Annotated in this window: 22 protein-coding genes; 8 read left to right on the top strand and 14 right to left on the bottom strand. The window is 59.4% G+C overall.

Annotated features, from left to right (window positions below):
- Positions 1-2: 2 nt before the first annotated feature.
- From NW842_RS06655 to rimP, 3 genes are all read right to left on the bottom strand, one after another.
- Positions 3-1,619 (bottom strand): B12-binding domain-containing radical SAM protein, encoded by a 1,617-nt coding sequence (locus NW842_RS06655; RefSeq protein WP_414357476.1) that lies wholly within the window; start codon positions 1,617-1,619, stop codon positions 3-5.
- Between the two features lie 301 nt (positions 1,620-1,920).
- Positions 1,921-3,294 carry a transcription termination factor NusA gene (gene nusA, locus NW842_RS06650; protein WP_414373857.1) on the bottom strand — a complete coding sequence of 458 codons (1,374 nt, stop codon included), beginning with the start codon at positions 3,292-3,294 and terminating at the stop codon, positions 1,921-1,923.
- Positions 3,295-3,429: 135 nt separating this feature from the next.
- Positions 3,430-3,900 carry a ribosome maturation factor RimP gene (gene rimP, locus NW842_RS06645; protein WP_011433822.1) on the bottom strand — a complete coding sequence of 157 codons (471 nt, stop codon included), beginning with the start codon at positions 3,898-3,900 and terminating at the stop codon, positions 3,430-3,432.
- A gap of 301 nt (positions 3,901-4,201) precedes the next feature.
- Between rimP and NW842_RS06640 the strand changes: the two genes are divergently transcribed.
- Positions 4,202-4,717, top strand: coding sequence for a TIGR02652 family protein (locus NW842_RS06640; RefSeq protein WP_011433824.1), 516 nt, complete (start codon positions 4,202-4,204; stop codon positions 4,715-4,717).
- A gap of 64 nt (positions 4,718-4,781) precedes the next feature.
- On the opposite strand, the gene NW842_RS06635 is transcribed toward NW842_RS06640, so the two are convergent.
- Positions 4,782-5,420, bottom strand: coding sequence for a class I SAM-dependent methyltransferase (locus NW842_RS06635; RefSeq protein ID WP_414417711.1), 639 nt, complete (start codon positions 5,418-5,420; stop codon positions 4,782-4,784).
- A gap of 41 nt (positions 5,421-5,461) precedes the next feature.
- Positions 5,462-6,325 (bottom strand): arginase family protein, encoded by an 864-nt coding sequence (locus NW842_RS06630; RefSeq protein WP_414373853.1) that lies wholly within the window; start codon positions 6,323-6,325, stop codon positions 5,462-5,464.
- 234 nt (positions 6,326-6,559) lie between these two features.
- On the opposite strand from NW842_RS06630, the gene NW842_RS06625 reads away from it, so the two are divergent.
- Positions 6,560-6,994, top strand: coding sequence for a photosystem I reaction center subunit II PsaD (locus NW842_RS06625; RefSeq protein ID WP_414342164.1), 435 nt, complete (start codon positions 6,560-6,562; stop codon positions 6,992-6,994).
- A 167-nt stretch (positions 6,995-7,161) separates the two neighbouring features.
- Here NW842_RS06625 and NW842_RS06620 read toward each other — a convergent pair whose 3' ends face one another.
- Positions 7,162-7,770 (bottom strand): peroxiredoxin, encoded by a 609-nt coding sequence (locus tag NW842_RS06620; RefSeq protein ID WP_414357471.1) that lies wholly within the window; start codon positions 7,768-7,770, stop codon positions 7,162-7,164.
- Between the two features lie 170 nt (positions 7,771-7,940).
- Here NW842_RS06620 and NW842_RS06615 point away from each other — a divergent pair, with 170 nt between their 5' ends.
- A complete protein-coding gene (locus NW842_RS06615; protein ID WP_414357470.1) occupies positions 7,941-8,207 on the top strand; it encodes a hypothetical protein in 267 nt (88 codons plus the stop codon).
- A gap of 73 nt (positions 8,208-8,280) precedes the next feature.
- Here NW842_RS06615 and NW842_RS06610 read toward each other — a convergent pair whose 3' ends face one another.
- On the bottom strand, positions 8,281-8,556 hold the full coding sequence (locus tag NW842_RS06610; protein ID WP_414417710.1) for a DUF1830 domain-containing protein: 276 nt from the start codon (positions 8,554-8,556) through the stop codon (positions 8,281-8,283).
- 258 nt (positions 8,557-8,814) lie between these two features.
- On the opposite strand from NW842_RS06610, the gene glpX reads away from it, so the two are divergent.
- From glpX to typA, 4 genes are all read left to right on the top strand, one after another.
- Positions 8,815-9,858, top strand: a complete 1,044-nt coding sequence (gene glpX / locus NW842_RS06605; RefSeq protein ID WP_011433831.1) for a class II fructose-bisphosphatase — start codon at positions 8,815-8,817, stop codon at positions 9,856-9,858.
- Positions 9,859-10,185: 327 nt separating this feature from the next.
- Positions 10,186-11,481, top strand: a complete 1,296-nt coding sequence (locus NW842_RS06600) for a glutamyl-tRNA reductase (RefSeq protein ID WP_414417709.1) — start codon at positions 10,186-10,188, stop codon at positions 11,479-11,481.
- A gap of 107 nt (positions 11,482-11,588) precedes the next feature.
- Positions 11,589-11,696: a photosystem II reaction center protein Ycf12/Psb30 gene (psb30, locus tag NW842_RS06595; RefSeq protein ID WP_011433833.1), complete on the top strand. Its 108-nt coding sequence runs from the start codon at positions 11,589-11,591 to the stop codon at positions 11,694-11,696.
- Between the two features lie 168 nt (positions 11,697-11,864).
- Complete coding sequence (gene typA, locus NW842_RS06590; RefSeq protein WP_414373846.1) at positions 11,865-13,682, top strand: translational GTPase TypA; 1,818 nt, start codon at positions 11,865-11,867, stop codon at positions 13,680-13,682.
- A 30-nt stretch (positions 13,683-13,712) separates the two neighbouring features.
- Here typA and NW842_RS06585 read toward each other — a convergent pair whose 3' ends face one another.
- From NW842_RS06585 to NW842_RS06570, 4 genes are all read right to left on the bottom strand, one after another.
- On the bottom strand, positions 13,713-15,866 hold the full coding sequence (locus NW842_RS06585; protein ID WP_414373844.1) for a M48 family metalloprotease: 2,154 nt from the start codon (positions 15,864-15,866) through the stop codon (positions 13,713-13,715).
- Between the two features lie 102 nt (positions 15,867-15,968).
- On the bottom strand, positions 15,969-17,252 hold the full coding sequence (locus NW842_RS06580) for a competence/damage-inducible protein A (RefSeq protein ID WP_414373842.1): 1,284 nt from the start codon (positions 17,250-17,252) through the stop codon (positions 15,969-15,971).
- Positions 17,253-17,424: 172 nt separating this feature from the next.
- On the bottom strand, positions 17,425-17,919 hold the full coding sequence (locus NW842_RS06575) for an N-acetyltransferase family protein (protein ID WP_414373841.1): 495 nt from the start codon (positions 17,917-17,919) through the stop codon (positions 17,425-17,427).
- 68 nt (positions 17,920-17,987) lie between these two features.
- Positions 17,988-18,152: a DUF6464 family protein gene (locus NW842_RS06570; RefSeq protein ID WP_238376969.1), complete on the bottom strand. Its 165-nt coding sequence runs from the start codon at positions 18,150-18,152 to the stop codon at positions 17,988-17,990.
- A 296-nt stretch (positions 18,153-18,448) separates the two neighbouring features.
- Here NW842_RS06570 and NW842_RS06565 point away from each other — a divergent pair, with 296 nt between their 5' ends.
- Entirely contained in the window at positions 18,449-19,531 is a 1,083-nt protein-coding gene (locus NW842_RS06565; protein WP_414373840.1) for an Mrp/NBP35 family ATP-binding protein, read from the top strand.
- Here NW842_RS06565 and NW842_RS06560 read toward each other — a convergent pair.
- From NW842_RS06560 to NW842_RS06550, 3 genes are all read right to left on the bottom strand, one after another.
- Positions 19,528-19,896, bottom strand: coding sequence for a hypothetical protein (locus NW842_RS06560; RefSeq protein WP_414373839.1), 369 nt, complete (start codon positions 19,894-19,896; stop codon positions 19,528-19,530). The two genes, NW842_RS06565 and NW842_RS06560, sit on opposite strands and share 4 nt — an antisense overlap.
- 65 nt (positions 19,897-19,961) lie before the next feature.
- Complete coding sequence (locus NW842_RS06555; protein WP_414417708.1) at positions 19,962-21,893, bottom strand: BamA/TamA family outer membrane protein; 1,932 nt, start codon at positions 21,891-21,893, stop codon at positions 19,962-19,964.
- 187 nt (positions 21,894-22,080) lie between these two features.
- The gene (locus NW842_RS06550; protein WP_011432412.1) at positions 22,081-22,425 is read right to left on the bottom strand and encodes a hypothetical protein; all 345 of its coding nucleotides are present in this window, start codon (positions 22,423-22,425) and stop codon (positions 22,081-22,083) included.
- Positions 22,426-22,706 lie beyond the last annotated feature (281 nt).

Genomic DNA, 22,706 nt, shown 5'->3' with positions numbered 1-22,706 from the left:
TTTCAAGAGATACGAACAGAAAGAGCTTCCTGGCGATGTTGCAACAGTCGCTCCAGGGTGAGGGGCCCTTCGATGTGTTGCCAAGGCAAGGGATCCGCTGGATCCCAGTGGCTGTGCACGTAGTAGTCTAGGGGCGGCAGTTGCCCTTTAAGCTCTTTGAAAGCCCGCCGGTAGCTCCCCAAAGATTCGCCAAAGTCCCGCGCCAACTGCAAGACCTTTCCCACCCGCCGATCCCCTCGCGAGATGAGGGCTTGGATCACCGACCAGCTATAGCTTTCCGGGCGCAACTCCACCCCCAGGGGACGCAGATGTTTCTGGAAAAACTGCAGTTTTTTCTCGGCTTTGGGATCCACCCCGTGCCACTGAAAAGGGGTGTGGGCTTTGGGCACAAAGGTGCTGCAACCCAGCGTCAGGCGCAGGCCGGGAGCCGCTTTTTTGAGCTCTTGGAAAAGATCCACTGTGGCCTCCAAATCCGCCTGGGTTTCCGCCGGGATCCCCACCATGCCGTAGAACTTAATGCCCTTCAGACCTCCAGCCTGGGCGTGGGCTGCTGCTGCCAAGATTTCCGGGTTGCTTAACTTCTTGTTGATGATCTGGCGCAGTTGTTCTGAGCCACTTTCGATGGCCACCGTAATGGACTGGCTGCCCCGGCAGGAGAGCACCTGCGCAAGACGTGGAGTTACGGTAGCCGTGCGCACCGAGGCCAAACTGAGACGCACCTGCTCGAAGCGATCCTGGGCCAAGTGCTCCAGCAACTGCTCGAATTGCGGGTGTTGGGTTACCGAAGCCCCCAGCAACCCAATCCGCTGGGTAACCTGCAGCCCCCGCTCCACCGCCGGGATCAAATGCCCCTCCACATCCGCCACCCGGAAGGGCAACGTTAGGTAGCTGGCCAGGCAAAACCGACACATCTCCGGGCAACTGCGCACCACCTCCACCATGTAGATGCTCTCCCAAGCCGCTTTGGGGGTGACTACTGTGGAAACCGAGAGGGTGTTGCCGCGGAAGGTGTGTTTGCGAATGGAGCTAGGGATCCCGGCCACTTTGGGGAGCACCTTCTCCACCGGGCCGTCGGGCTCCCGGTATTGGGGTTCATACAAGCCGGGCACATAGATCCCTGGCACCTGCGCTAGCGCCTGCAATTTCTCAGCCCGGGATCCCTGGCGCACCTGCCGATAGATCTCAATCATCTTCTCCAGAAGACCTTCCCCATCCCCCAGCAAGATCAGGTCAAAAAACTCGGCAAAGGGCTCAGGGTTGGCTGTCAGTACCGGGCCGCCGCCAAAGACCAAGGGGTGGGCTTCTTCCCGCTCCTCAGATCTGGGAGGGATCCCGTGCCGTTCCAGCAGAGCCAGGATATGGACATAATCCAGCTCCCAGGATAGGGAAAAGCCGAACAGCTCCGGCTCCCGGGGCAGGGGTTCAGCCAGATCCGTAAAGAGGCGGGAGACGGCCACATCTCGGCGGCTGGCCAGCAGACTCCAGATGACTTGATAGCCCAGGCTGGTGATCCCCACTGCGTAGGTGTTGGGGAAGGCGTAGATTACCCGCACTGCGTCGGGGTCAGGCGTGGCCGGGGCAAAGAGCAACTGCTCCAGGGCAAACTCTGAACTAGCCAAGGGATCCCGCTGTGTTGGATTGAGGTTTGGGTTCTGGCTCGGAAGAGTTTTGATTTGCCTGCCGAACTTTTTTGGCTCCTGCATGCTAACAAAAGCTAGCATCTTTCACCAATGCAGATTGCCGGAACAGGGCAGTTCTGCCCAAGCAGGCAGGAAAACCCCACATGCGCCATTGCGGTCTCGGTGCAACCGCGATCCCCTGCAGCAAAACTCATTCCAAAGCCCAGACTTCCGGCAGAAGCCGCCCTCTACGAGCAAAGTGTACGGGCAAAGTGAGGGTAGAGCGTATAAGCGTATATCATTACCCCTTCGGCTGGGCAATGTCGAACTCGGCGTCGTAGTCGAAGTCCTCGTCCTCGTCAGCCCAGTCTTCCTCCAGCCTCTCGTCTCCCGCCAGCTCCTCTTCCTCCAAGCGGCGCTTTTCTTCGTATTCCTCATCCTCTAGGCCCAGAGCAGCCCGTTCGGCCCGCCGCCGGAAGCGCTCCAGTGCCGCCGGAGTGATGAAGGGATAGGGCAGCCCTTGGGCTTGGGCTTCCTCCAGCGCTGCGCGGTAGCTCTCCACTTCCTTGATGTCGATTTTCCAACCGGTGAGGCGGGCTGCCAGGCGCACATTTTGCCCCTCTTTGCCAATGGCCAAACTGAGCTGGTCGCTGTTGACCAACACATGGGCCTGCTGGATTTCCGGATCCACTAGCCGCACCTCCACCACCTTGGCCGGGCTGAGGGCGTTGGCAATGTAGGTGGCAGGATCCGGCGACCAGCGGATGACATCGATTTTCTCGTTGCGCAGCTCTGCTACCACCGCCTGAATCCGGGATCCCCTCGCGCCAATACAGGCCCCCACTGGATCCACGTCCCGCTCCACCGTATCGACCGCAATCTTGGTACGTGGCCCCACATTTCGGGAAGGGGGGTTGGCCTCCCGCGCCACTGCCACAATCCGCACGATATCCTCTTCAATTTCTGGCACCTCGTTGGCAAACAGGTTCACCACCAAGCCAGCATCGGCCCGGGAAACCAAAAGCTGTGGCCCCCGCCGGGATCCCTCATAGACTTTCTTGAGATAGACCTTCATCACCGCGTTGGGAGTGTAGCGATCGCTGGCCAGCTGTTCCTTCTTGGGCAGTTCTGCTTCCACCTCAGGTTGTCCGAAACCGCTGGATACCGACATGATCACCGTCTGCCGCTCGGTGCGCAGCACCCGTGCCTGCAGTACGGTTTTTTCCAGATCGCGGAACTCTTCCTGAATCAGACGGCGCTGCTGATCCCGTAACTTTTGCGCCAGCACCTGCTTGGTTTGGATGGCCGCCATGCGGCCAAATTCCGCCTGTTGTGGGGTGACATCATCTGTGACTTCCCAGCCTACTTCGGCTTCTGGGTAATCCTGCTGCACGTCGTACAGAGAGATCTCGTGATCCGGATCCTGTACCTGCTCAACGATGGCTTTGGTGGCCAAAACGCGAAAGCCTCCTGCCTCCACATCCAACTCCACATCGAAATTGCGGAAGTGGTCTTCTGCAAAGACCACATCTCGCTGGATGGTTTTGCGGTAGCGTTCGTAGCCCTTGAGCAGCGCCTCTCGCAGGGCATCGGTGACCACATGGCGGGGCAAGTTGCGCTCCCGCGAGATCATCTCCACCATTTCCGCCAAACCCGGCAGAGGCACCATCGCCATAACCACTGTCCTCCTGCACAAACTTCGTGAAACTTGCTGTTGCTATTGCTCCACAGCGGGAACTGAACCCGCATCTCTGATGCGAAGGGAGGGCCGCACCACCTGCGGTCAAACGCTCTCTCTATCTCCGGTCTCCTAGTCAGTTTCCGATGAGAGGGCAACCCGCTGCACCGAAGCGCGGGGCAACTGAACTCGCCGCCCCTTGAGGGATAAGGCAACCCTCTCCTCATCCCGACCCAGCAGGTGTCCTGACCAGACGGCTTTGCCCTTGTAGGGTGGATCCAAGGTCACCTCCACCGCAAACCCTTTGAAAACCACAAAGTCGCGATCGCTGGTGAGAAGGTTGCTGATGCCAGGGCTGGACACCTCCAACACATACTGGCCTGGGATCAGATCCACCCGATCCAGCTCGACTTCTAAGGCTTGGCTCATGGCTTCGCAATCGGCATGGCTGGTTTCTCGGTCGGGATCCAGTGGGCGGATATCCACCCGCAGAACTGGCGGATGCTGGTTGGTGTGGAAAACCATCTGCACCAACTGGTATCCCAGTTGAGCGGCCAAGGGACGGGCCAAGCTCTCCAACTGTGGAATAAGAGGGTGAACCATAACCTACTCGTCACCAACCGGGTGTTGCCGCCAGATCCAAACCCCTTTGAGCCGGAGCTGGCAAAGGGGACAGTAAGCCCCCTCAAAAAGCAAAGAAGTGGGTACCACCCACTCCCCGTTGCTATCGCGGAGCTCCTTGAGGCTCGCCCAGAATCAGTACAGACTTCGAGCGCATCCCCCCTACCTCCTAATTTAGAAGATCTCCTCCGGTTTTGTCATGGGGATCCCCAAAAGCCAACATCTATAATGTGGACAACTGCGGATTTGCCCAGATATCCAGCCGCGTTTTGTGGGGTTTCCTATGACTGTTGCCTTTTCTTACCCGATCTTCGGCCCCAGCATTCAGTGCCCCCACTGTCGGCAAACGATTGCGGCCCTCACCCTGACCGATACCTACCTCTGCCCTCGCCACGGTGCGTTTGAGGCGGATGCTGAACAAGAGGAGCTGGTACACCTGCAATCCGGACGGCGCTGGCGCTTTTGGGAAGGTCGCTGGTTTCGTCAGCACACCCACGCCGATGGGATCCGTTTTGAGATTCATGAAGAGTTGGATCGGCTGCGCATGCAAGGGATGCGAGCCACTCAGGTGATCGTGGCCGAGCGCTACCGCCAGCTGCTCACCCCTTATCTGGAGCAGGGATCCCACCGTCGCCCCGGCCCACCTCGCCTCTATGGTTTGCCCGTCAGCTTCAGCTCCCAAATCCCAGAGGATAGGGGTGGATCCCCTCAGCGCTGGCGGGTGATCAACTTTGAGCTGACCTACGAGATCGACCCGGCCATGCGGCAGCCGCAATCCCGTCTGCAACTGTGTGATTAGACTGTGTGATTAGAAAGGCGAACAGGTAGAGAGCTGTTGGAAAATTGGTGGCTGCTCAAGTCTTCTAGAACTGGAAGTTTCCTTCCGCGGCGGGAAGCGCTATGCCTTGATAGGTGTAGCCAATGAATCTCGGCTGGTCAGGCATATAAAACCGCTCCAGTTGCTCAAACCGAAACCCCGCTTCTCGGATCAACCGGGCCATATCTCGGTTGAGGTTGCAGCCATCTGCAATCACTTTTTGGAGGGGGTTGAGACGATTTTGCCATCTTTGCACCTGGGGATCCTCGCTGAGGCCGTGTTCGAGAAAAAACAGCTTTCCCCCTGCTCGCAACACCCGCCGGATTTCCCCTAAAGCCTTGGCCACATTAGGAATGCTGCACAATGTCCAGGTGCTGACCACGCTATCAAAACTCTGGCTTGGAAAAGGCAGTTCCTGGGCATCCGCCACCTGCCAATCAACGGCGATGGGAGAAGATGCAATGCGCCGACGAGCCAGGGATCCCATGCCGGGATTGGGATCTACCCCTGTGATCTTTCGAATGTGCTCTGGGTAGCAGGATAGGTTGAGGCCGGTGCCAAAACCAATCTCCAGAACGGATCCCTGCACATGGGCCAGAAGCTGCCGCCGATAGCGCTCTATCCGTTCTCCCGAGAGGGCCAGATCCAACAGTTGCGGGAAGATCACTCGGCGATAGAGGTTCATGCAACCATTCCCAGATATTCAGGCATTCATCTTTGAGCAGCTTAAACCGTCTGGGCAGGTTGCGGTTGAGCGGTCACCTTCAGGGAGTGGAGGGCATAGCAGGCCAGCAACCAATTGAGCAGGCGGGCCACCACGCGAGCAGTTTGCCGTGTTGCGGATCCCACCGCCACCCCTCCCAGCGAAAGGCCAACCACAGGACGAGCAGCAAAGATGGCCTCACAGGTCTGCAACAGTTGCGGCCAACTCACCCCCCCTGGCTCTGGGTGATGCACCGCGGGCGCCAAGGAAGGATCCAACACACTGCAGTCCACCACCAAAAACACCGGTTGATCCGGCAAAGAGGCCACCACCTGCTGGGGATCCCAGCCATCTTGGGCCCAGAATATTGGGCTGTGGTGGGCTTTCAGCCATGCGTAGGCCCGCGCACTGCCGCTGCGCAACCCCACATGGATCACCGGCAGCATGTGCTGATAGAGCAACTCCACCCAGGCAGCACTGCCATAGCTTGTATCTTGATCCGGCTGGGTCATCTCTGGGGGCGGCATCAGGTTGGCATGAGCGCTGCAATGCACCACACTCAGAGTTGGGTAGTGCTTCCAGAGGGCACGAATGGCCCCCCAACTGGCAGCCAAGACCGAAGGCAACAGCACCGGCCATTGTTGTCGTCTCCAAGCTTGAGTCACCGCCGCCTCACACATGCCGTAGGGAGGCTCATCCACCAGCCCCGGCAACTGCGCCACCGCCAGCTTATCCACATCGATCCCCAACCTCGGCTCGAAGGCACACAGCTCTGAACCGGCGTTGAGAATGGCCATTGGAGCCTGAGTGTCGTGGCCAAAGGCGGTGGGGATGAGAATGACCCTGGCATTGGATTGCGAGCTGGGATGGAGTGACCACTGAGCCATGGGCGCTATTCCTTTTCCAGAAAGCTGTGGGTCTCCGGCTTGTTCTATGGTGGCCTACAGGGCGCCCAGGGATCTGTCTGAGGGCCAGCCAGTCTGCTACGAAAGATTACAGTTCCCAGGCGGAACTGGGGCCAAAAATCGAGTCAGTGGTAGATTCAAAGTGCTTCGCGCCGCAAACCGCGGTTTGGACAAGGCAAACCACCGCAAACCACAACGAGTTGAGAAAGGTAGACTATGGCTGTGATGGAAGGCGATCCTCGTCAGGGAGCAAAGCTGCCTCTATTTGGGGGATCCACCGGGGGGCTGTTGAGCGCAGCCGAAACCGAAGAAAAATACGTCATCACCTGGACGGGCAAGCCGGGGCAGGTGTTTGAAATGCCCACCGGCGGCGCTGCTGAGATGGTGGAAGGCAAAAACTTTCTCACCTTTGCCCGCAAAGAGCAGTGTTTGGCGCTGGGTGCCCAGTTGAGATCCGACTACAAGATCAACGACTACCAGATCTTCCGCATTCCCGCGGGGGGGGAGCCTGTGTTGGTGCATCCCAAAGACGGCGTCTTTCCCGAGAAGGTCAACGAAGGCCGCGAGCCCATCGGCAAAGTGGATCGCAACATCGGCAAAAACAAGGAGCCGATTACCTACAAGTTCACCGGCGGGAAACCCTGGGATTGAACTCCCCACAGCTTCGCTCCCTACTGGGTTTCAGGATCCCCTAGCAAGGTTGGGGGATCTTTTGCTTGCCTGTTTTCGACAAAAAAGCTCCAGCCCACCTTGAGCTGAAGCTACGCCCGGAAGCGCTGGGGATCTCCTATATGTAGCCAGGGATCCCAGGGGCCAACCTACTTGGCAATCGCCGCGAAGAACTCCTTGGATTTCACCGGGTCGGGATTCATGGTTTTCTGGCCGGGCTGCCAGTTGGCCGGGCAAACTTCGTCGGGGTGAGATTGCACGTATTGGATGGCTTGCAGGGTGCGCAAGGTTTCATCCACACTACGGCCAAAGGCCAGGTTGTTAATGGTGGCGTGCTGGATGATCCCTTCTTTGTCGATGATGAACAGGCCGCGCAGCGCCACACCCGCTTCCGGATCCAGAACATTGTAGGCAGCGCTGATCTCCTTTTTCAGGTCAGAGACCAGAGGATACCTCAGCTCACCCACCCCTCCAGCCTTGCGGTCGGTCTGGATCCAGGCCAGGTGAGAGTATTCGCTATCCACTGAAACACCCAGGATCTCGGTATCCAGCTTGGCAAAGTCGTCATAGCGGTCGCTGAAGGCCGTGATCTCCGTTGGGCAGACAAAGGTGAAGTCCAAGGGGTAGAAAAACAACACCACATACTTCTTACCCCTGTAGTCGGAGAGCTTCACCGTCTTGAATTCCATGTCATAGACGGCGGTGGCGGAAAAATCGGGAGCAGCTTGGCCAACCCGCAGACATCCTTCCTGAGACATCAATCCACGCTCCTTGCGGTAAAGTGCAAACGTAAACTAAACCTAACATACCATACTCATAATGAGTTTGTCTTAATCCGAGGGCTAGGGAGGGATCCCAACTGCTGGGATCCGGATAATCCCCATTTTTCCATGCTGATCGGTTCGGCTCTGCAAGGGATCCTGTTGTCATGAGGGTGGCGCTGGAGTTCCTCTATCACTTCTGTTGTGATCGCTGTCGGCGGTGGTGGAGCCAGGCCGATGTGGAGCCGCAACCTGGGGATCGCCTGTATTGCCCCTATTGCGGCCATCAAAATTGTGTGGAGCGCATCGATACCTTTCGCGACGCTGCGCGGGGCAGTTGCCTGACCCGTCCCCCCGATGCCCCTTCTCCAGAGCCGCGTCCGCCCTCTGAAAAACTCGGGGATCGGCCTCAGGAGAAGCGATCCCCAACCTAGTTATCTTGGGCAAGCCGAGTCCTCTTGCCAAGACACCTTCTACTGCCGCGTGGAAGCAAGCCGGTGGAGCGTGTCAACCGTTCAACGCATCCGCCAGAGTTCCCCGGTGTGAAGATGACCATAGGTAGAGATCAACCTCAGGCGAGGAAGAATCCACCAGATGGCGACAGGGGCGGCGCTCTTCCAGGATGGTGGTGGAGCAGCAGCAACTGTAAACTTCCAGATAGTCGTCCGGCTCCGCCTCAAAGATCGCCTGCTGGCCGGGGAAGAGGGTGCGCTCCCAGTGGCCGGGGATCGTTCGGATCACCTGAACCTGTCCGGAACGGTTGACGAAAGCGTATCTTTTCATTGCGTTTTTTTAATTGCGTTAAGAAAAACTTATTGCCCTTAAAATAGGCTACCATCCCTGATCCCCAAGCGACAATAGCGAGCCACCAAGACGGGGATCGCTCTTTCTGTCTAGCTTTGGGGGATTTGTTCTCTCAGCTTATAGGGGTTGAGAGAATGGGATCTCGAGGAGAAGCCTGCCCTGGTAAACTGAGAGGAAGAGTCTGAAGATATCCTTAAGTTGGCCTTCACCATTCTGAGATCAGCAAGGGGGCACACCGTGGACAACAAGTTGGGGCTAGAGATCATCGAAGTTGTGGAGCAGGCTGCCATTGCCGCCGCCCGCTGGATGGGCAAAGGGGACAACAAGACTGCGGATCAGGTGGCTGTAGAGGCCATGCGGGAAAAACTAAACCAGATCCCCATGCGCGGTCGAATTGTGATTGGGGAAGGAACCCGCGATGAGGCCCCAATGCTCTACATCGGCGAAGAGGTGGGCATCTGTACCCGCCCGGATGCTGAGCAGTTCTGCCGCGTGGAAGAGCTGGTGGAGATTGACATCGCTGTGGATCCCTGTGAGGGCACCAACCTGGTGGCCAAAGGCCAAAATGGCTCCATGGCCGTGCTGGCCATCTCTGAGAAAGGTGGCCTTCTCCATGCCCCGGACATCTACATGCAGAAGCTGGCAGCTCCGCCCCAGGCTAAGGGCAAGGTGCACATCGACTATCCCCCCGAGAAAAACCTGAAGATCATCGCCGAAAGCCTGGATCGGGAGATCTCCGATCTGACGGTGGTGGTCATGGATCGCAAGCGCCACCTCGATCTGATTCGCCAAATTCGAGAGGCGGGGGCACGGGTGAAGCTGATCACCGATGGCGACATCTCGGCGGCTCTCTCGGCGGGCTTCAACGGCACCGGCATTCATGCTCTGATGGGGATCGGAGCTGCTCCTGAGGGGGTGATCTCGGCAGCCGCTCTGCGGTGCTTGGGCGCCCACTTCCAGGGTCGGCTGATCTACGATCCCGAGGTGGTTCAGGCAGGCACCTACTTGCCACCCGTGGAGGAAACGCGACGGGAACTCAAAGAAAAAGGCATCGAGGATCCCGACAAGGTGTGGGAGTGTGAAGAGCTGGCCAGTGGCAAGGAAGTGCTCTTTGCTGCCACCGGGATCACGGATGGCGACTTGATGCGCGGGGTGCGCTTCTTCGGGGGCGGGGCCCGCACCGAGACCTTGGTGATCTCCAGCCAATCCCGCACGGTGCGCTTTGTGGACACCATCCACATGAAAGACGGCCAACAGCCCCGCGGCCTGCAACTGCGCTGAGGGATCCCCTACCCAACATCCTCGGAGATCGGGGCGGCTTTCCCCTGCTGGAGGTCGCCCTTGCCTTTTTGGGAAAGTTACGAAGTCTATCAAGACCCAACCCGCAAAAACGTAATAACTCTTCAGCAAAATCCTGCAAAACCGGTTCGATACTGGTTTTAGGGTTTAGGTAGGCTGAGAAAAGTTACCTAAGCTTGCTGGAACCGACTCAAGGGATCCCCTCGTATCGGTCACAGCTCTTGCTTTCTCTCTGAAACAATATTTGCTTTTGTTCAGAGTTTTTGTTTTTAATAACTTTTGCTGTTGCTGTACAGACGACGGAGAGGCATGTTTATCGCGGTTGTCGGTCTTAGCCATCGCACAGCTCCCGTAGAGATTCGGGAGCGCCTCAGCATCGCGGAGGCGGAGGTGGGAGAGACGATCCAGCAGCTTCGCACCCACCCCCACATTGAGGAGGCTGCGATCCTCAGCACCTGTAACCGGCTGGAGGTCTACATCGTCACCTCGGAAATGGAGAGTGGTGTACGGCAGACGATGCAGTTCTTGGCTGAGCTGAAAGGGATCCCCTTGCCCCAACTGCGTCCGCACCTGTTTACCCTTCTCTACCAAGATGCCGTAACCCACCTGATGCGGGTGGCTGCCGGTCTGGACAGCTTGGTGCTGGGAGAAGGGCAGATCCTCTCGCAAGTGAAAAAAGCCCAGCAACTGGGCCAAGCCTGCAACGGCATGGATCGCATCCTCAATCGCCTTTTTAAGGCAGCCATCACCGCCGGCAAGCGCGTCCGTACCGAAACGGAGATCGGCACCGGCGCCATGTCCATCAGCTCGGCAGCGGTGGAGTTGGCTCTGCAAGAGCAGGGATCCCTCTCTCAGGGCAAAGTTACCGTGGTGGGGGCGGGGAGAATGGCCCGTCTGTTGGTGCAGCACCTGTTGGCCAAGGGGGCAGTCGATATCACGGTGGTGAACCGCTCCCTGGAGCGAGCCGAAGCCCTGGCCAAGCAATTTGAGCAGCCGATCCAGGTGCTGCCTTGGGAGTCGCTGCTGAACAGTGTGGCCGAGTCCAACTTGGTCTTCACCAGCACCGGTGCCACCCAGCCGATCCTCACCTACCAGCAACTGGCAGGGGTGCTGCAGCCAGATCAGCCGCTGTTGTTGGTGGATATCTCTGTGCCCCGCAACATCGATCCCGACGTGGAAAAGCTGAAGGGGGTACAGGTGTTCAATGTGGATCACCTCTCCCGCATCGTGGAAGAAAACCGCGCCCAACGGCAAAAGCTGGCTCTGGCTGCCGAGGCCCTGGTGGAAGAAGAGGTGGATCAATTCATGGAGTGGTGGCGTTCTCTGGAGACGGTGCCCACCATTTCCAGCCTGCGCCACAAGGTGGAGTCCATCCGCGAGCAGGAGATGGAAAAAGCTCTCTCCCGCCTGGGCAAGGACTTTGCCGAGAAGCACCTGGAGGTGATCGACGCCTTGACCCGCGGCATCGTCAACAAGATCCTGCACGACCCGATGGTGCAACTGCGGGCCAAACGGGATATTGAGGCGCGGCGGGCAGCCATGCGGATCTTGCAGGAACTGTTCAACCTGGATCCGGTGGTGTTTCAAGCCCAGCAGGAGCGCTAGGGATCCCTTGGCGAAGAGCGCATGACTTGAAGAATTGTAACAGCTCTCCCATCTGGGGTGGGGGGCACCCCTTAGGATACAAAGCGTAAGCCACAGGATCTGGGATTATGTTCGGACAATACGAAGTTTTTGTGCAGTTGGCCCTGCTGGCCTTGATTGTCTTGGCAGGCCCGGCGGTCATCCTGCTGCTCTATCTGCGCGGCGCCGATATGTAGGGGATCCCTCTGGATATTGAGGCAGTCGGGATAACCCTTTGGGAGTGCTGGGGCTAAGCCCAAAGCCAGGAGTGTTTAGCAACGTAACGCTCCTTTGCGTTAGAGTTGTAAAGAAATCCCTAAGGCACTCCTGCTTGTAGGGCGACATCCTGCTGGTCAATGGTTAATATGTCACTCCCCATCCGCAACGTTGCCATCATCGCCCACGTCGACCACGGCAAAACTACCCTTGTGGATGCCCTGTTACGCCAGGCGGGCATCTTTCGGGAGGGGGAAGACATTCCCACCTGTGTGATGGACTCCAACACGCTGGAGCGGGAGCGGGGCATTACCATCTTGGCCAAAAACACAGCCGTCCGCTACGGCGAAACCTTGATCAACATCGTCGATACTCCTGGCCACGCCGACTTTGGGGGCGAGGTGGAGCGGGTCCTGGGGATGGTGGAGGGCTGCCTGTTGATCGTGGATGCCAACGAAGGCCCGATGCCGCAAACCCGCTTTGTGCTGCGCAAGGCTTTGGAGAAGGGTCTGCGCCCCATCGTAGTGGTCAACAAGATCGATCGGCCTCGCGCTGAACCCTACAAAGCCATTGACAAGGTGCTGGATTTGTTCTTGGAGCTGGGGGCAGACGAAGACCAGTGCGACTTCCCCTATCTATTTGCCTCTGGGTTGCGCGGCTTTGCCCTGGAAGAAGCCCATCTCAAAGACTTTCTGGAAGGGAAGTACAGCGGATCCCTGGATATGAAGCCTCTTTTCGAGGCCATTCTCAAGCATGTCCCACCTCCCATTGGGGATCCCGGCAAGCCCCTGCAGCTGCAGGTCACCACGCTGGAGTATTCGGAATACCTGGGCCGGATTGTGATCGGCAAGATCCACAACGGCACCATCCGCCTGGGGGATCCATTGGCAGTGGTGAAAGAGGATGGATCCATTGCCAAGGGCAAAGTAACCAAGCTGTTCGGCTTTCAGGGCCTGCAGCGCATCGAGCTGACGGAAGCTACCGCCGGCCACATTGTTGCTGTGGCGGGGTTTGCCGAGGCCAACATTGGCCACACCCTCACCTCTCCCGAAAATCCCCAGGCTCTGCCGCTCATCAAAGTGGACGAGCCGACGCTGCAGGTGATGATCGGTGTCAACGATTCTCCCTTTGCCGGCCAGGAGGGTACCTTCGTTACCTCGCGACAGTTGCGGGAGCGCCTGATGCGGGAGCTGGAAACCAACGTGGCGCTGCGGGTGGAAGAAACCGACTCGCCGGATCGCTTTTTGGTGTCGGGGCGAGGCGAGCTGCACCTGGGCATCCTGCTAGAAACCATGCGGCGGGAAGGCTATGAGTTTCAGGTGGGGCAACCGAAGGTAATTTTCCGCGAGGTCAACGGCCAGCCCTATGAGCCCTATGAGTGTTTGGTGCTGGATGTGCCGGAAGCGACGGTGGGGGCCTGCATCGAGCGGCTGGGGCAACGGCGGGGAGAAATGCAGAACATGATGGTGGGATCCGATGGTCGGGCTCAGCTGGAGTTTGTCATTCCGGCGCGAGGGCTGATCGGCTTTCGAGGGGAGTTTATCCGCATCACCCGCGGCGAGGGGATCATGAGCCACAGCTTTCTGGAATACCGTCCCCTGACCTCTGAGATGGAAATGCGCCGCAACGGGGTGCTGATCGCTTTTGAAGAAGGGGTGGCCACTACCTATGCCCTCAAGAATGCGGAAGATCGAGGTGTATTCTTTATTACGCCAGGTACCCGCGTTTACAAGGGCATGATCGTGGGCGAGCACAACCGTCCCCAAGACTTGGAGCTGAACGTCTGCAAGACCAAGCAACTGACCAACCACCGGGCTGCGGGCGGGGAGGAGCTGGTGCACTTGCAAGCGCCGGTGGAGATGACCCTGGAGCGGGCTTTGGAATACATCGGCGAGGATGAGCTGGTGGAGATCACGCCCCAGTCGGTGCGCCTGCGCAAGGCACAGTTAACGCCCTCTCGCCGCTAGTTTTCTCAGCCAACTGGAAGAGAGCCTGGCTCACCACCGCCGCAGGTAAGAGGCCAAGTTGGGGAAATAGAACGCCCCCCAAATCCCCAGCAGGATGACTCCCAAGCCGAACACAACCAGCCAAAGGCGCGGTCGGCTGTGCAGCTTATTGGATCCCACCTGGACGTAGGCCAGATCCACCCAAGCAGTATTGCCGCGGCGGAACCAGCCCACCACTTTGACGCGCCGGCCCACCAGGGCGCGGATCCGCTTCAGGCCGGAAAAGACATTGCCCACCGGCCCCAAAGGGGAAGTAAAGCGCACCGGGATCAGCCCTGTGGCCTCTTGCAGCTTCAGCTCTGCCCCCAGTTGATAGCCGGAGGGGCCCAGTCCCACCAACTCCCCCTCCAGCTCCACCCATTGTCCGCGGCGGGGATCCGCGTCGGGATCCGCCAGCAAGCTGAGCACATCCGTCGGCCTTGCCGGCAGGGATCCCCCGTACATCAATCCCGCTTTGGCCCACAGGCCCATCCCGTAGCCCACCACCGCGGCTGCCCAAATCACCTTGGGATCGAGGCGATCTTGCAGCACCAGGTAGAGGATCAGCCCCACCAGCCAGCCAATGAGGATCCCGACCACTTCGGCAGCATAGATGGCCAGATCTAGCCAAAACCGGCTTTGCAGACGGGCCACATCCAACTTGGATCCGGATCCCAGACTCAGCTCCGGCACGAGGCGCAGCCGCTCCCCATATCCTGCCAAGACCTTGAAGCGGTGCCCCGGCAACGGATGGCTGGAATTGACCTGCATCCAGCGGGCCCAAGGGTTGAACTGATCCCAGAGAAAGACTTGGCCGGCTTGGGAGGGATCCTGGAGGCGGGCGGCAGCACTGGCAGCGGCGATGGTTTTGAAGTCCAAAAAGCTGAACAGGCGGGTGCAGTGCAACAGCGAGGAAGGTCGGCGGTCGTTTTTGTGGGCCTCCTGCAGGCCAGCAGCCGATTTGAGCAGAGCAGCGATCAGCCCGTTCGGGTTGCCGGTTGCCTGTACGGCAAAATGGTCGGCATGGTAGGTGCCCAGGCGGGAGAGGAAAAACAGCGGGTAGGAGAGCACCGTGTAGATGAGGTAGAGCAGCGGGGCCACATGCCCGATGAGATCCCGCCGTTTGCTTCCCAGTTGGCTCACCTGCTCTAGGGCCAGGTAAACCAGTTGAATCGGGGATCCCAGCAGGGTCATGACCAGGATATCTCCATTAACAATTCGCCCCAGGGCCTGGGCGTAGACGGCGGCAATCTCATCCTCAGAAAGCTGCTGCAACAGGGCTTGGGTGACCACAATGCGGCAGCCATCAGAAAAAGTGCCGTAAACAAAGGCCAGCGGCCCAGCATCCGGGATCACCCCCAGTCGGGGCTGTTTTAGCTGGTTTTGGGCACAGATGCGCTGCAGCAGGCGCGCCGTTTCGGGGCTGTGGCGTTCGATTTCGCCAAGCCTGGCCCAACGCAACTTGTGCAGCCGTTGGTGGAGCTGATCCATCAGCCAGGGGGCAAAAAAGAGAAGGCCTACTCCAAAGTTGACCGCCAGGCTGCCGGCCACCAACCACCGCAGGCCATTGCGCAGCCAGGGCAGCAACCCCTGCAAAAACCAAAGCTGCCGCGGAAAACTCAGCCGGCCAAAATCCAGATGGCTGCCTACCAACACAAAGCTCAGCCACCAAAGGAAGACAATGCCCACCCCCAGGGATCCCCACTTGGCCCAATGCAGGGGGCCGGCCCGCTCCGGCAGGGGGATCTTCATACCCAGTTGGGCGGCCCGTTGACGGGTGGACAGGGATCCCGCTCCAGGAGACGGCTCCTCTGGGGGAGCAGAACGCGGTTCGACAGGTTTGGCGGACGGAGCAGCCAGGGACTCTGTTGCAGTGGGCAGGCGAAGCAAGATCTTCTTGGCCCAGCCTTGCGCCTGGGGGTTGGGGTGTTGCAGCAGCTCTAGGCAGAGGGACCGTGCCTTCTCCGTCTGGCCCAACTGGTGGTAGGCCCGCACCAGGTTCATTTGGGCTTCCAGGGCTTCGCCGTCAGATGAGTCTGCCGGGATCCCTAATGCTTTGTCCTGCTGACGGGATTGGGCCAGGTAGCCTTCAAAAAGTTGGATGGCCTCTTGAAGGCGGCCCTGCCGCAGGGCTTCCTTGCCCGCCTGGACGGCATCGGGGATCATCGGCTTGCTCCTTGCCTGGTAGGGTCTGCTTCTGGAGATCGGTTGGATCCATCTGCTCCCCTAGCTTACTCAGGGATCCAACCCCGAGAGACTGGATCCCCCCTAAAGGGGGTAGCAGAGCAAGCGCCGCCGCAAGCGATCCAGAGCCGTCTGGGCGCTCCACCAACGCACCCCCTCTCTGCCGCGCAGGCTGCCAAACCGGTACTCGTGTACTTCCACCTTCCCTTGCGGATCCGCCAAACCCAGATACACAAGGCCAACCGGCTTGGTGGGTGTCCCCCCATCCGGCCCGGCAATGCCGGTGATGCTCAAGGCCCAGTTGGAGCCCAGGACTTGCTTGGCCCCCAGCGCCATTTGGGCGGCCACCGCCTCGCTCACGGCCCCGTGCTGTCGCAGGGTTTCCGGATTCACCTGTAAAAGCTGCTCCTTGATGCGGTTGTCGTAGGCCACGATCCCCCCCACAAAATAGCGGGAGCTGCCCGGGATCCCGGTCACCAACTGCCCCAGCAGCCCGCCGGTGCAGGATTCTGCCACCGCCAGAGTTTGACCCCGTTGCAGCAACAGCTCCCCCACCACACCGGCCAAGGTGGCGTCATCGCTGCCGAAGTAGTCTTCTCCAGAAATCTGTAAAATCTGCTCCACCACCGGGGCGATCAAGGCTTGGGCCTCTTCACGACTGGGAGCACGTCCGGTAACCCGCAGGCGTACCTCCCCCTGGCTGGCGTAGGGAGCCACCGTAGGGTTTTCCCCCGCCAACAGGGATCCCAGCCGTTCGGCCAGCGTCGATTCGGGAATGCCCCAATAGCGCAGTACCCGGCTGTAGAACACCTCTTTTCCCCAGCCGATGGAGCGTAGATAAGGCACGGCGGTCTCCCGCCACATGTGTTGCATCTCCCGCGGCACCCCAGGGAAGGTGAGAATGTGCAGGTCGGGCCGGGGCTGCCAGATGAGGCCACAGGCGCTGCCAAGCGGGTTGGGCAACACCCTCGCTCCCCGGGGCAGAAAAGCCTGCTTGCGATTGCTCGGCGAGGGCACAAGGCCCCGCTGCCCGTACTTTTGCAGGATCTCTTCCCACACTTGGGGGTGCTCCACCATCTCCGCCCCAAAAAAGGAAGCCAGCGCCTCATGGGTGAGATCGTCCGGCGTCGGCCCCAAACCCCCGGTGATCAGAATCAAGCTGGAACGACCACAGGCCACCTCCAGCGCGTGGTGAATGCGGGCCTCGTTATCCCCCACCACCGTTTGGTAATAGTGGGGGATCCCCAGTTGCGCCAACTCGGCTGCCAAGTACTGGGCATTGGTATTGGTGATCTCTCCCAAAAGCAATTCTGTGCCGATGCAGAGGATCTCAGCCCCTTGGGGAATAGCAGTTTGCGGTGGGATCATGCTTGGCCTCGAGCTCAGCTCAGCCGCAAGAAAAGTATACAAGAGGTCTCGGCCCCCAGATTTCCGGCTGGTCGTCGGCCATTCCCAATTGCGGTGAGACAGCCGGCGGGTTTTCACTTCCCTCTCCCGCTCTGAGAAAATTTCCGCGCCGACTACCCCACAGAAGGCACACTCAAGCTCGACAGGGATCCTCAGCCAGCCGAGCCAAAGCTTCCAAATCAGCACCCACCACGCGGTTGAGAATCCATTCGGGATGTTGCTGGGCACCCATGCGTCGATAGAACTCAATCGCCGGCTGGTTCCAATCCAAAACCATCCACTCCAGCCGCCCATATCCTTTGGCCACCGCCTCCTGAGCCACCCGCGCCAAGAGCGCTTTGCCAATGCCTCTGCCGCGAAACTCCGGCAACACGAACAGATCCTCAAGGTAAATCCCTGGTCGGGTCAGGAACGTGGAAAAATTGCGGAAGTAGAGGGCAAATCCCACCGCTTGCCCCTCCACTTCTGCCAACAACGCCGAGGCCAAAGCCTCTGGGCCAAACAAATAGTGGCGCAACAGATCAGCGGATCCCGTTACCAGGTGGCTCAGCTTCTCGTACTCGGCCAAGGCGCAGATGAGGTCAAACAAAACGGGCACATCTAAAGCGGTGGCAGGACGGATTTCCATACTTTTGCCTGGCTTCACAACCAATTCCTTGAATTTCCTGAGATACCGGCACGAGAACAGACCACAGTTTATTCTTGTTGTGGACAGAACGCCCAGGCAGCATCTTTTGGACGCGCAGCGTGGTGGGGGCAGCGGCAGGGGCCCAGAGGACTCACCGCACAAGGCAGGTAGGGTGACCGAGAAAAGTAACGGCAGAAGGGATCCCAGGCCGAGTCAGAAAAGAGAGTTGGCATGGCCCGGCGCTCGTCCCCGATTGAGAGGCGGCGGGATCCCCTCTTTTCCAGCAGAGGGATCAACTGAGCCCAGAACGTTAGCCCCAACCACAAGCCAACTCCCACTCAGCGCTTGCACAATTGCCCTCCCCCGTCGGCCAACAGCGTTGTCTTCCAACCAGAATCAGCCTCGGCCAGCCTGCTTGCCCAGGACTAGCGTGGCAGCCCGTTTTGGAGCTGTCCTTCCCTGCCGGCAAGAACCCGAGAAAAACCGATTAGAGTGAAATATGGACTGACCCGCTGAGCCTTCCGATTCCATGACCACCTCCACCCTTGATGCTGCTGCCATCCTTGAAGCGTTGCGCCCTGTTCAAGATCCGGAGCTGCGCCGCAGCCTGGTGGAACTGAACATGATCCGGGATATTCGCGTCGAGCCTGGGCGAGTGGCCTTTACCCTGGTGCTGACCACGCCGGCCTGCCCTTTGCGAGAATTCATTGTCGAGGAGTGCAAAGCTGCCATCCGCCAGCTGGCCCCCATCGAAGCCATTGATGTTACGGTAACGGCAGAAACCCCCCGTTCCCCTTCCCTGCCGAATCGCCAGTCCATCCCCGGTGTGCGCAACATCATCGCCATTTCCAGCGGCAAGGGGGGAGTGGGCAAAACTTCGGTGTCGGTAAATGTGGCCGTGGCGCTGGCCCAAAGTGGAGCGCGGGTGGGGCTGCTGGATGCCGATATTTACGGTCCCAATGTGCCGCTGATGCTGGGCCTGCAGGATCGGTCTCTGGTTGTGCAAAAACGGGAGGACGGCGGCGAGGATATCTTCCCCCTGGAAAATTACGGCGTCAAGATGGTGTCGATGGGCCTCTTGGTGGGACGGGATCAGCCGGTGATCTGGCGGGGGCCAATGTTAAACGGGGTGATCCGGCAATTCCTCTATCAGGTGCAGTGGGGAGAGTTGGACTACTTGGTTGTGGATATGCCCCCCGGCACCGGCGATGCCCAATTGACCCTAGTGCAGGCAGTGCCGCTGGCAGGAGCTGTGATCGTCACCACGCCCCAATCGGTGGCCCTGCTGGACAGTCGCAAGGGCTTGAACATGTTTCGGCAGTTGGGGGTGCCCATCCTGGGTATTGTGGAAAACATGAGCTACTTCATCCCGCCCGACCTGCCGGATCGCCAGTACGATATTTTCGGCTCAGAAGGGGGAGAGACCACGGCCCGCGAGCTTGGTGTCCCGCTGCTGGGGCGGATCCCGTTGGAGATTGCCCTGCGCCAAGGGGGGGATGCGGGCCAGCCCATCGTCATCAGCCAGCCTGAGTCAGCCTCGGCCCAGGCGCTGCGGCAAATTGCCAAAACCTTGGCAGGCCGTGTTTCGATGCTGGCTTTGGGGGCAGGCTAGAAGCGCTCTGCTTCCACCAACGAGACCCCGAAGCTGCGTCCTCCCACCACAATCCCCTCTTGGGCTTTACCGCGCACGGTCACTGTGCTGTTCATGGCCGGCAGCCCCTTGTCGGTGATGACCCAAAGGGAACCGCTGTTGTCTTGGAGCTCATACACACCCTGGCCGAACACCCCTATCTGGTTCACCACGCGACCGCGGACATACACATCGGTGTAGCGGGAGGGATTTTGCTCTACGGTGGCGATGGGAGTTGTGCCGATGCCCAGACGCGCCAGTGGCCCACACCCGGCTAGGGCCAGGCTCAAACACAGCAAGAACACCAGGGATCCCTTGGGGAAAGGTAGGCCGAGTCGCTGTTTCATGGGTTGCTTCCATTACGAGCACCTGCTCCCAAGATAGCAAGCCGGCAGGGAAATCCACGGCCAAGTCAGAACTTCTCGCCAATGCCGAAGTGCAGTTGACCTTGGCCGGCTCCGCCTTGCCCAACCGCGTAGTCGATGCGCAACGGCCCCAAGGGAGATTGGATGCGAATGCCGACCCCCAGCCCCAAACCACTGCCCGGCTTGTTGCGCACCGCTGCGGGATTGCCGGCCACGGCAGCTCCACTGCCCAGATCAGTGCCGTAGTCGGCGAAAACCACGGCTCCCACCGGGTCAAAAAGGGGGAAACGCAACTCGGCGGTTGCGGTGGCAAAGCTGCGACCGGAACCGATACCCCCCTCGAAAAAGCCCCGCACCGAGTTGCCCCCACCAATGGCAAAAGCATCGTAGGGAGCCAAGTCGCCGATGGTCGTGCCTGCTCGCACATCAAAGGCCAATACCTGCGGTCGCTCGCTGCGGGTTTCAAACAGGTTGACGGGAATGAACTGGCTGTAGCCGGCCTCGAGGCGGTTGGCATTCAAGCCATTTTGAAACAGACGTACCGACTGTTCTGTGGAGATGCGAAAGACCGAGCCCTGGCTGGGGCTGTTGGGGTTGTCGCGGGCGTCGTTGACAAGGCCGAGGCGCAGGGTGGTGTAGCTGTCTTGGCCGCTCTCGCTGAAGGTAATCGGGTTGCCCAGCACATCGAAGCGCTGCTGCTCCCCGTTGCTGTTGCGAGCTTCTACAAATTGGATGCGGGTGCCCAAGCTGGCCCGCCAATTGCCCCCAATCGGGCGAGAGAAAGTCACCCCGCCGCCAAGACGGTTGATGCGCACGGGATCCCCATTGGGCAGGGTGAATCCCTCATTAAAGACAAAGCTGGAGCTCTGCTGGTTGGAGATGTTGACGTTGTAGGAGGTGGGAATGTCCAGCGTGGCAATCCGCGGGTCGGTGAAGTTTAAGTCGAAGAGGGTTTCGTTGGTGCCCACCTGCACGTTGAAGCTGGCACTTTGGTTGTTGCCGCCCAAGTTTTGTTCGGAGACGTTGAGGCCGGCGAAGACCCCTGTGGCGGAGCTGACGCCGATGGTGCCTCCCAAAGTGCCGGTGCGACGTTCTTCCACGTTCACCACCACCACCACCTTGTCGGGATCCTGGCCGGGGTTGAGCCCCACATTCACATCTTGAAACAGGTTGAGATTAAAAACCGCCTGCAGGTCTTCCTGGATTTGGTTGCGGTTAAACACATCCCCCGGCTTGGACTTCAACTCGCGGGTGATGATGAAGTCACGGGTTTTGGTGTTGCCCTGAACGCGAATATCCTCGATCACCCCTTCGGCGATTTCCAGGGTGATGGTGCCGTCTTCAGAGGAGCGCACATCCGTCACTTTGGCCAGCACGTAACCCTTATCGGCGTACCACTGCTCGATCTCGGCCACAGCCAGTTGCAGCTCGCCGAAGTTGAGCACCCGCCCTTCCTGGTCGGCAAAGGCGGCCCGCAGCACTTCCGGATCCAGAACTTTCGCCCCTTCCGTGCGCACGGCTTTCAGGATTGGGTTGGGCTTGACCTCAAAGGTGACCCGCACCCCCAAAGGCGTATCGGAAGGCACTGCCCGCACATCGGCAAACAATCCGGTGGCAAACACGGCATTGATGTCTTCCCGCAACTGGGATCGGGTGGAAACCTCGCCGGCGCGGGTGCGGATGACGCTGTAAACCCGGTTGATCAGCTCCGGATCTTCAGTGCCCTCAACCACTACCTCCGCTACCAACACTTCTGGCTCGCCGGCAGTGGGGGGTGGGGTGGGGGAGGGCTGGGCGGGGGTGTCGCCACCGGTGCGCAGGTCGAGGGTGCCGGGCTGAGGAACCGATTGCGCCCAAGCCGGGGATCCCATCAGCAGAGCGCTACGGGACGCTTCAGCAAACGCAAAAGCGGTGCAGAGCACCATCCCGCGGGTGAGCGCTGAAGTTAGCCAAGGGCGAAGTTGCCTGGAACGATTCATGGGGATCCCTCGCACACCAAAAAGCAAGATTGCAAAGCCGGGCCAAGCTTGCGTTAAAACCCTCTGCCGCCCAGCAGCGGACAATTGCCCTGGATTATATCAATCCCCATCCACCCAGATCCGAGCGTGGCCGCGAACCGGATTGCGGACTTGGGCAGTCTGGAGTGCAAAAAGCAGCCTCCCCCGCTCAAGGCAGGCGCAGGGATCCCCTACAGCGCTGGCCGCAAGACCTCGGCTCGACTTCCTCGGCAGCTAGGTTGACTTGGGAGTTGAGGATGACGACGGTGATGGGAGCAGGAGTGGGAGGCAAAGAGCGGCTGCTCCTCCAGCCCCAACTGTCGGCGTACTGTTGTGGGGGAACGTTGGGCAGGATCAGGACGGTGTTTTGCAGGACGTTGCTTTGCAGGGTGGTGGCGTTGCCGTTCAGGATCGCCATCTGCTGGGTGTGGGAAGTCTGAGCTAGGACGGCTGGAGCAAACCCGAAGCCGAGCAGAGCTGCCACTCCGGGGAGGAGGAGTTGAGTGGACAACATCGAGGATTCTCCACAAGACGCCAGGATGCCGACACTTTAGCCTGCTTTGCCCTCCGCTGAGTTGCCCAAAAAAGCAAAAAAAGCTACGTGATGGGGAGGGATCCCTGCTGGGGACGTACAGCCGCGCGGCCCAGGCCCACAAAAAAGCCTGCAGAGGGTACTCTGTGCAGGCCCGTCTTGCTCGTCTGGATTGTCTTGATGGAGCTGATACATTCACGCTGAACTCTCCTGAACATGGTTCAGGAAAGAAGCGATCGCATCCTGCCTATCTCTGAGCAGGA

The organism is Synechococcus sp. R55.4, assembly GCF_047461935.1.
Lineage (GTDB): Bacteria > Cyanobacteriota > Cyanobacteriia > Thermostichales > Thermostichaceae > Thermostichus.
The sequence above is the reverse complement of the archived record's forward strand: the minus strand, read 5'-3'. Positions and strand labels throughout refer to the sequence as shown.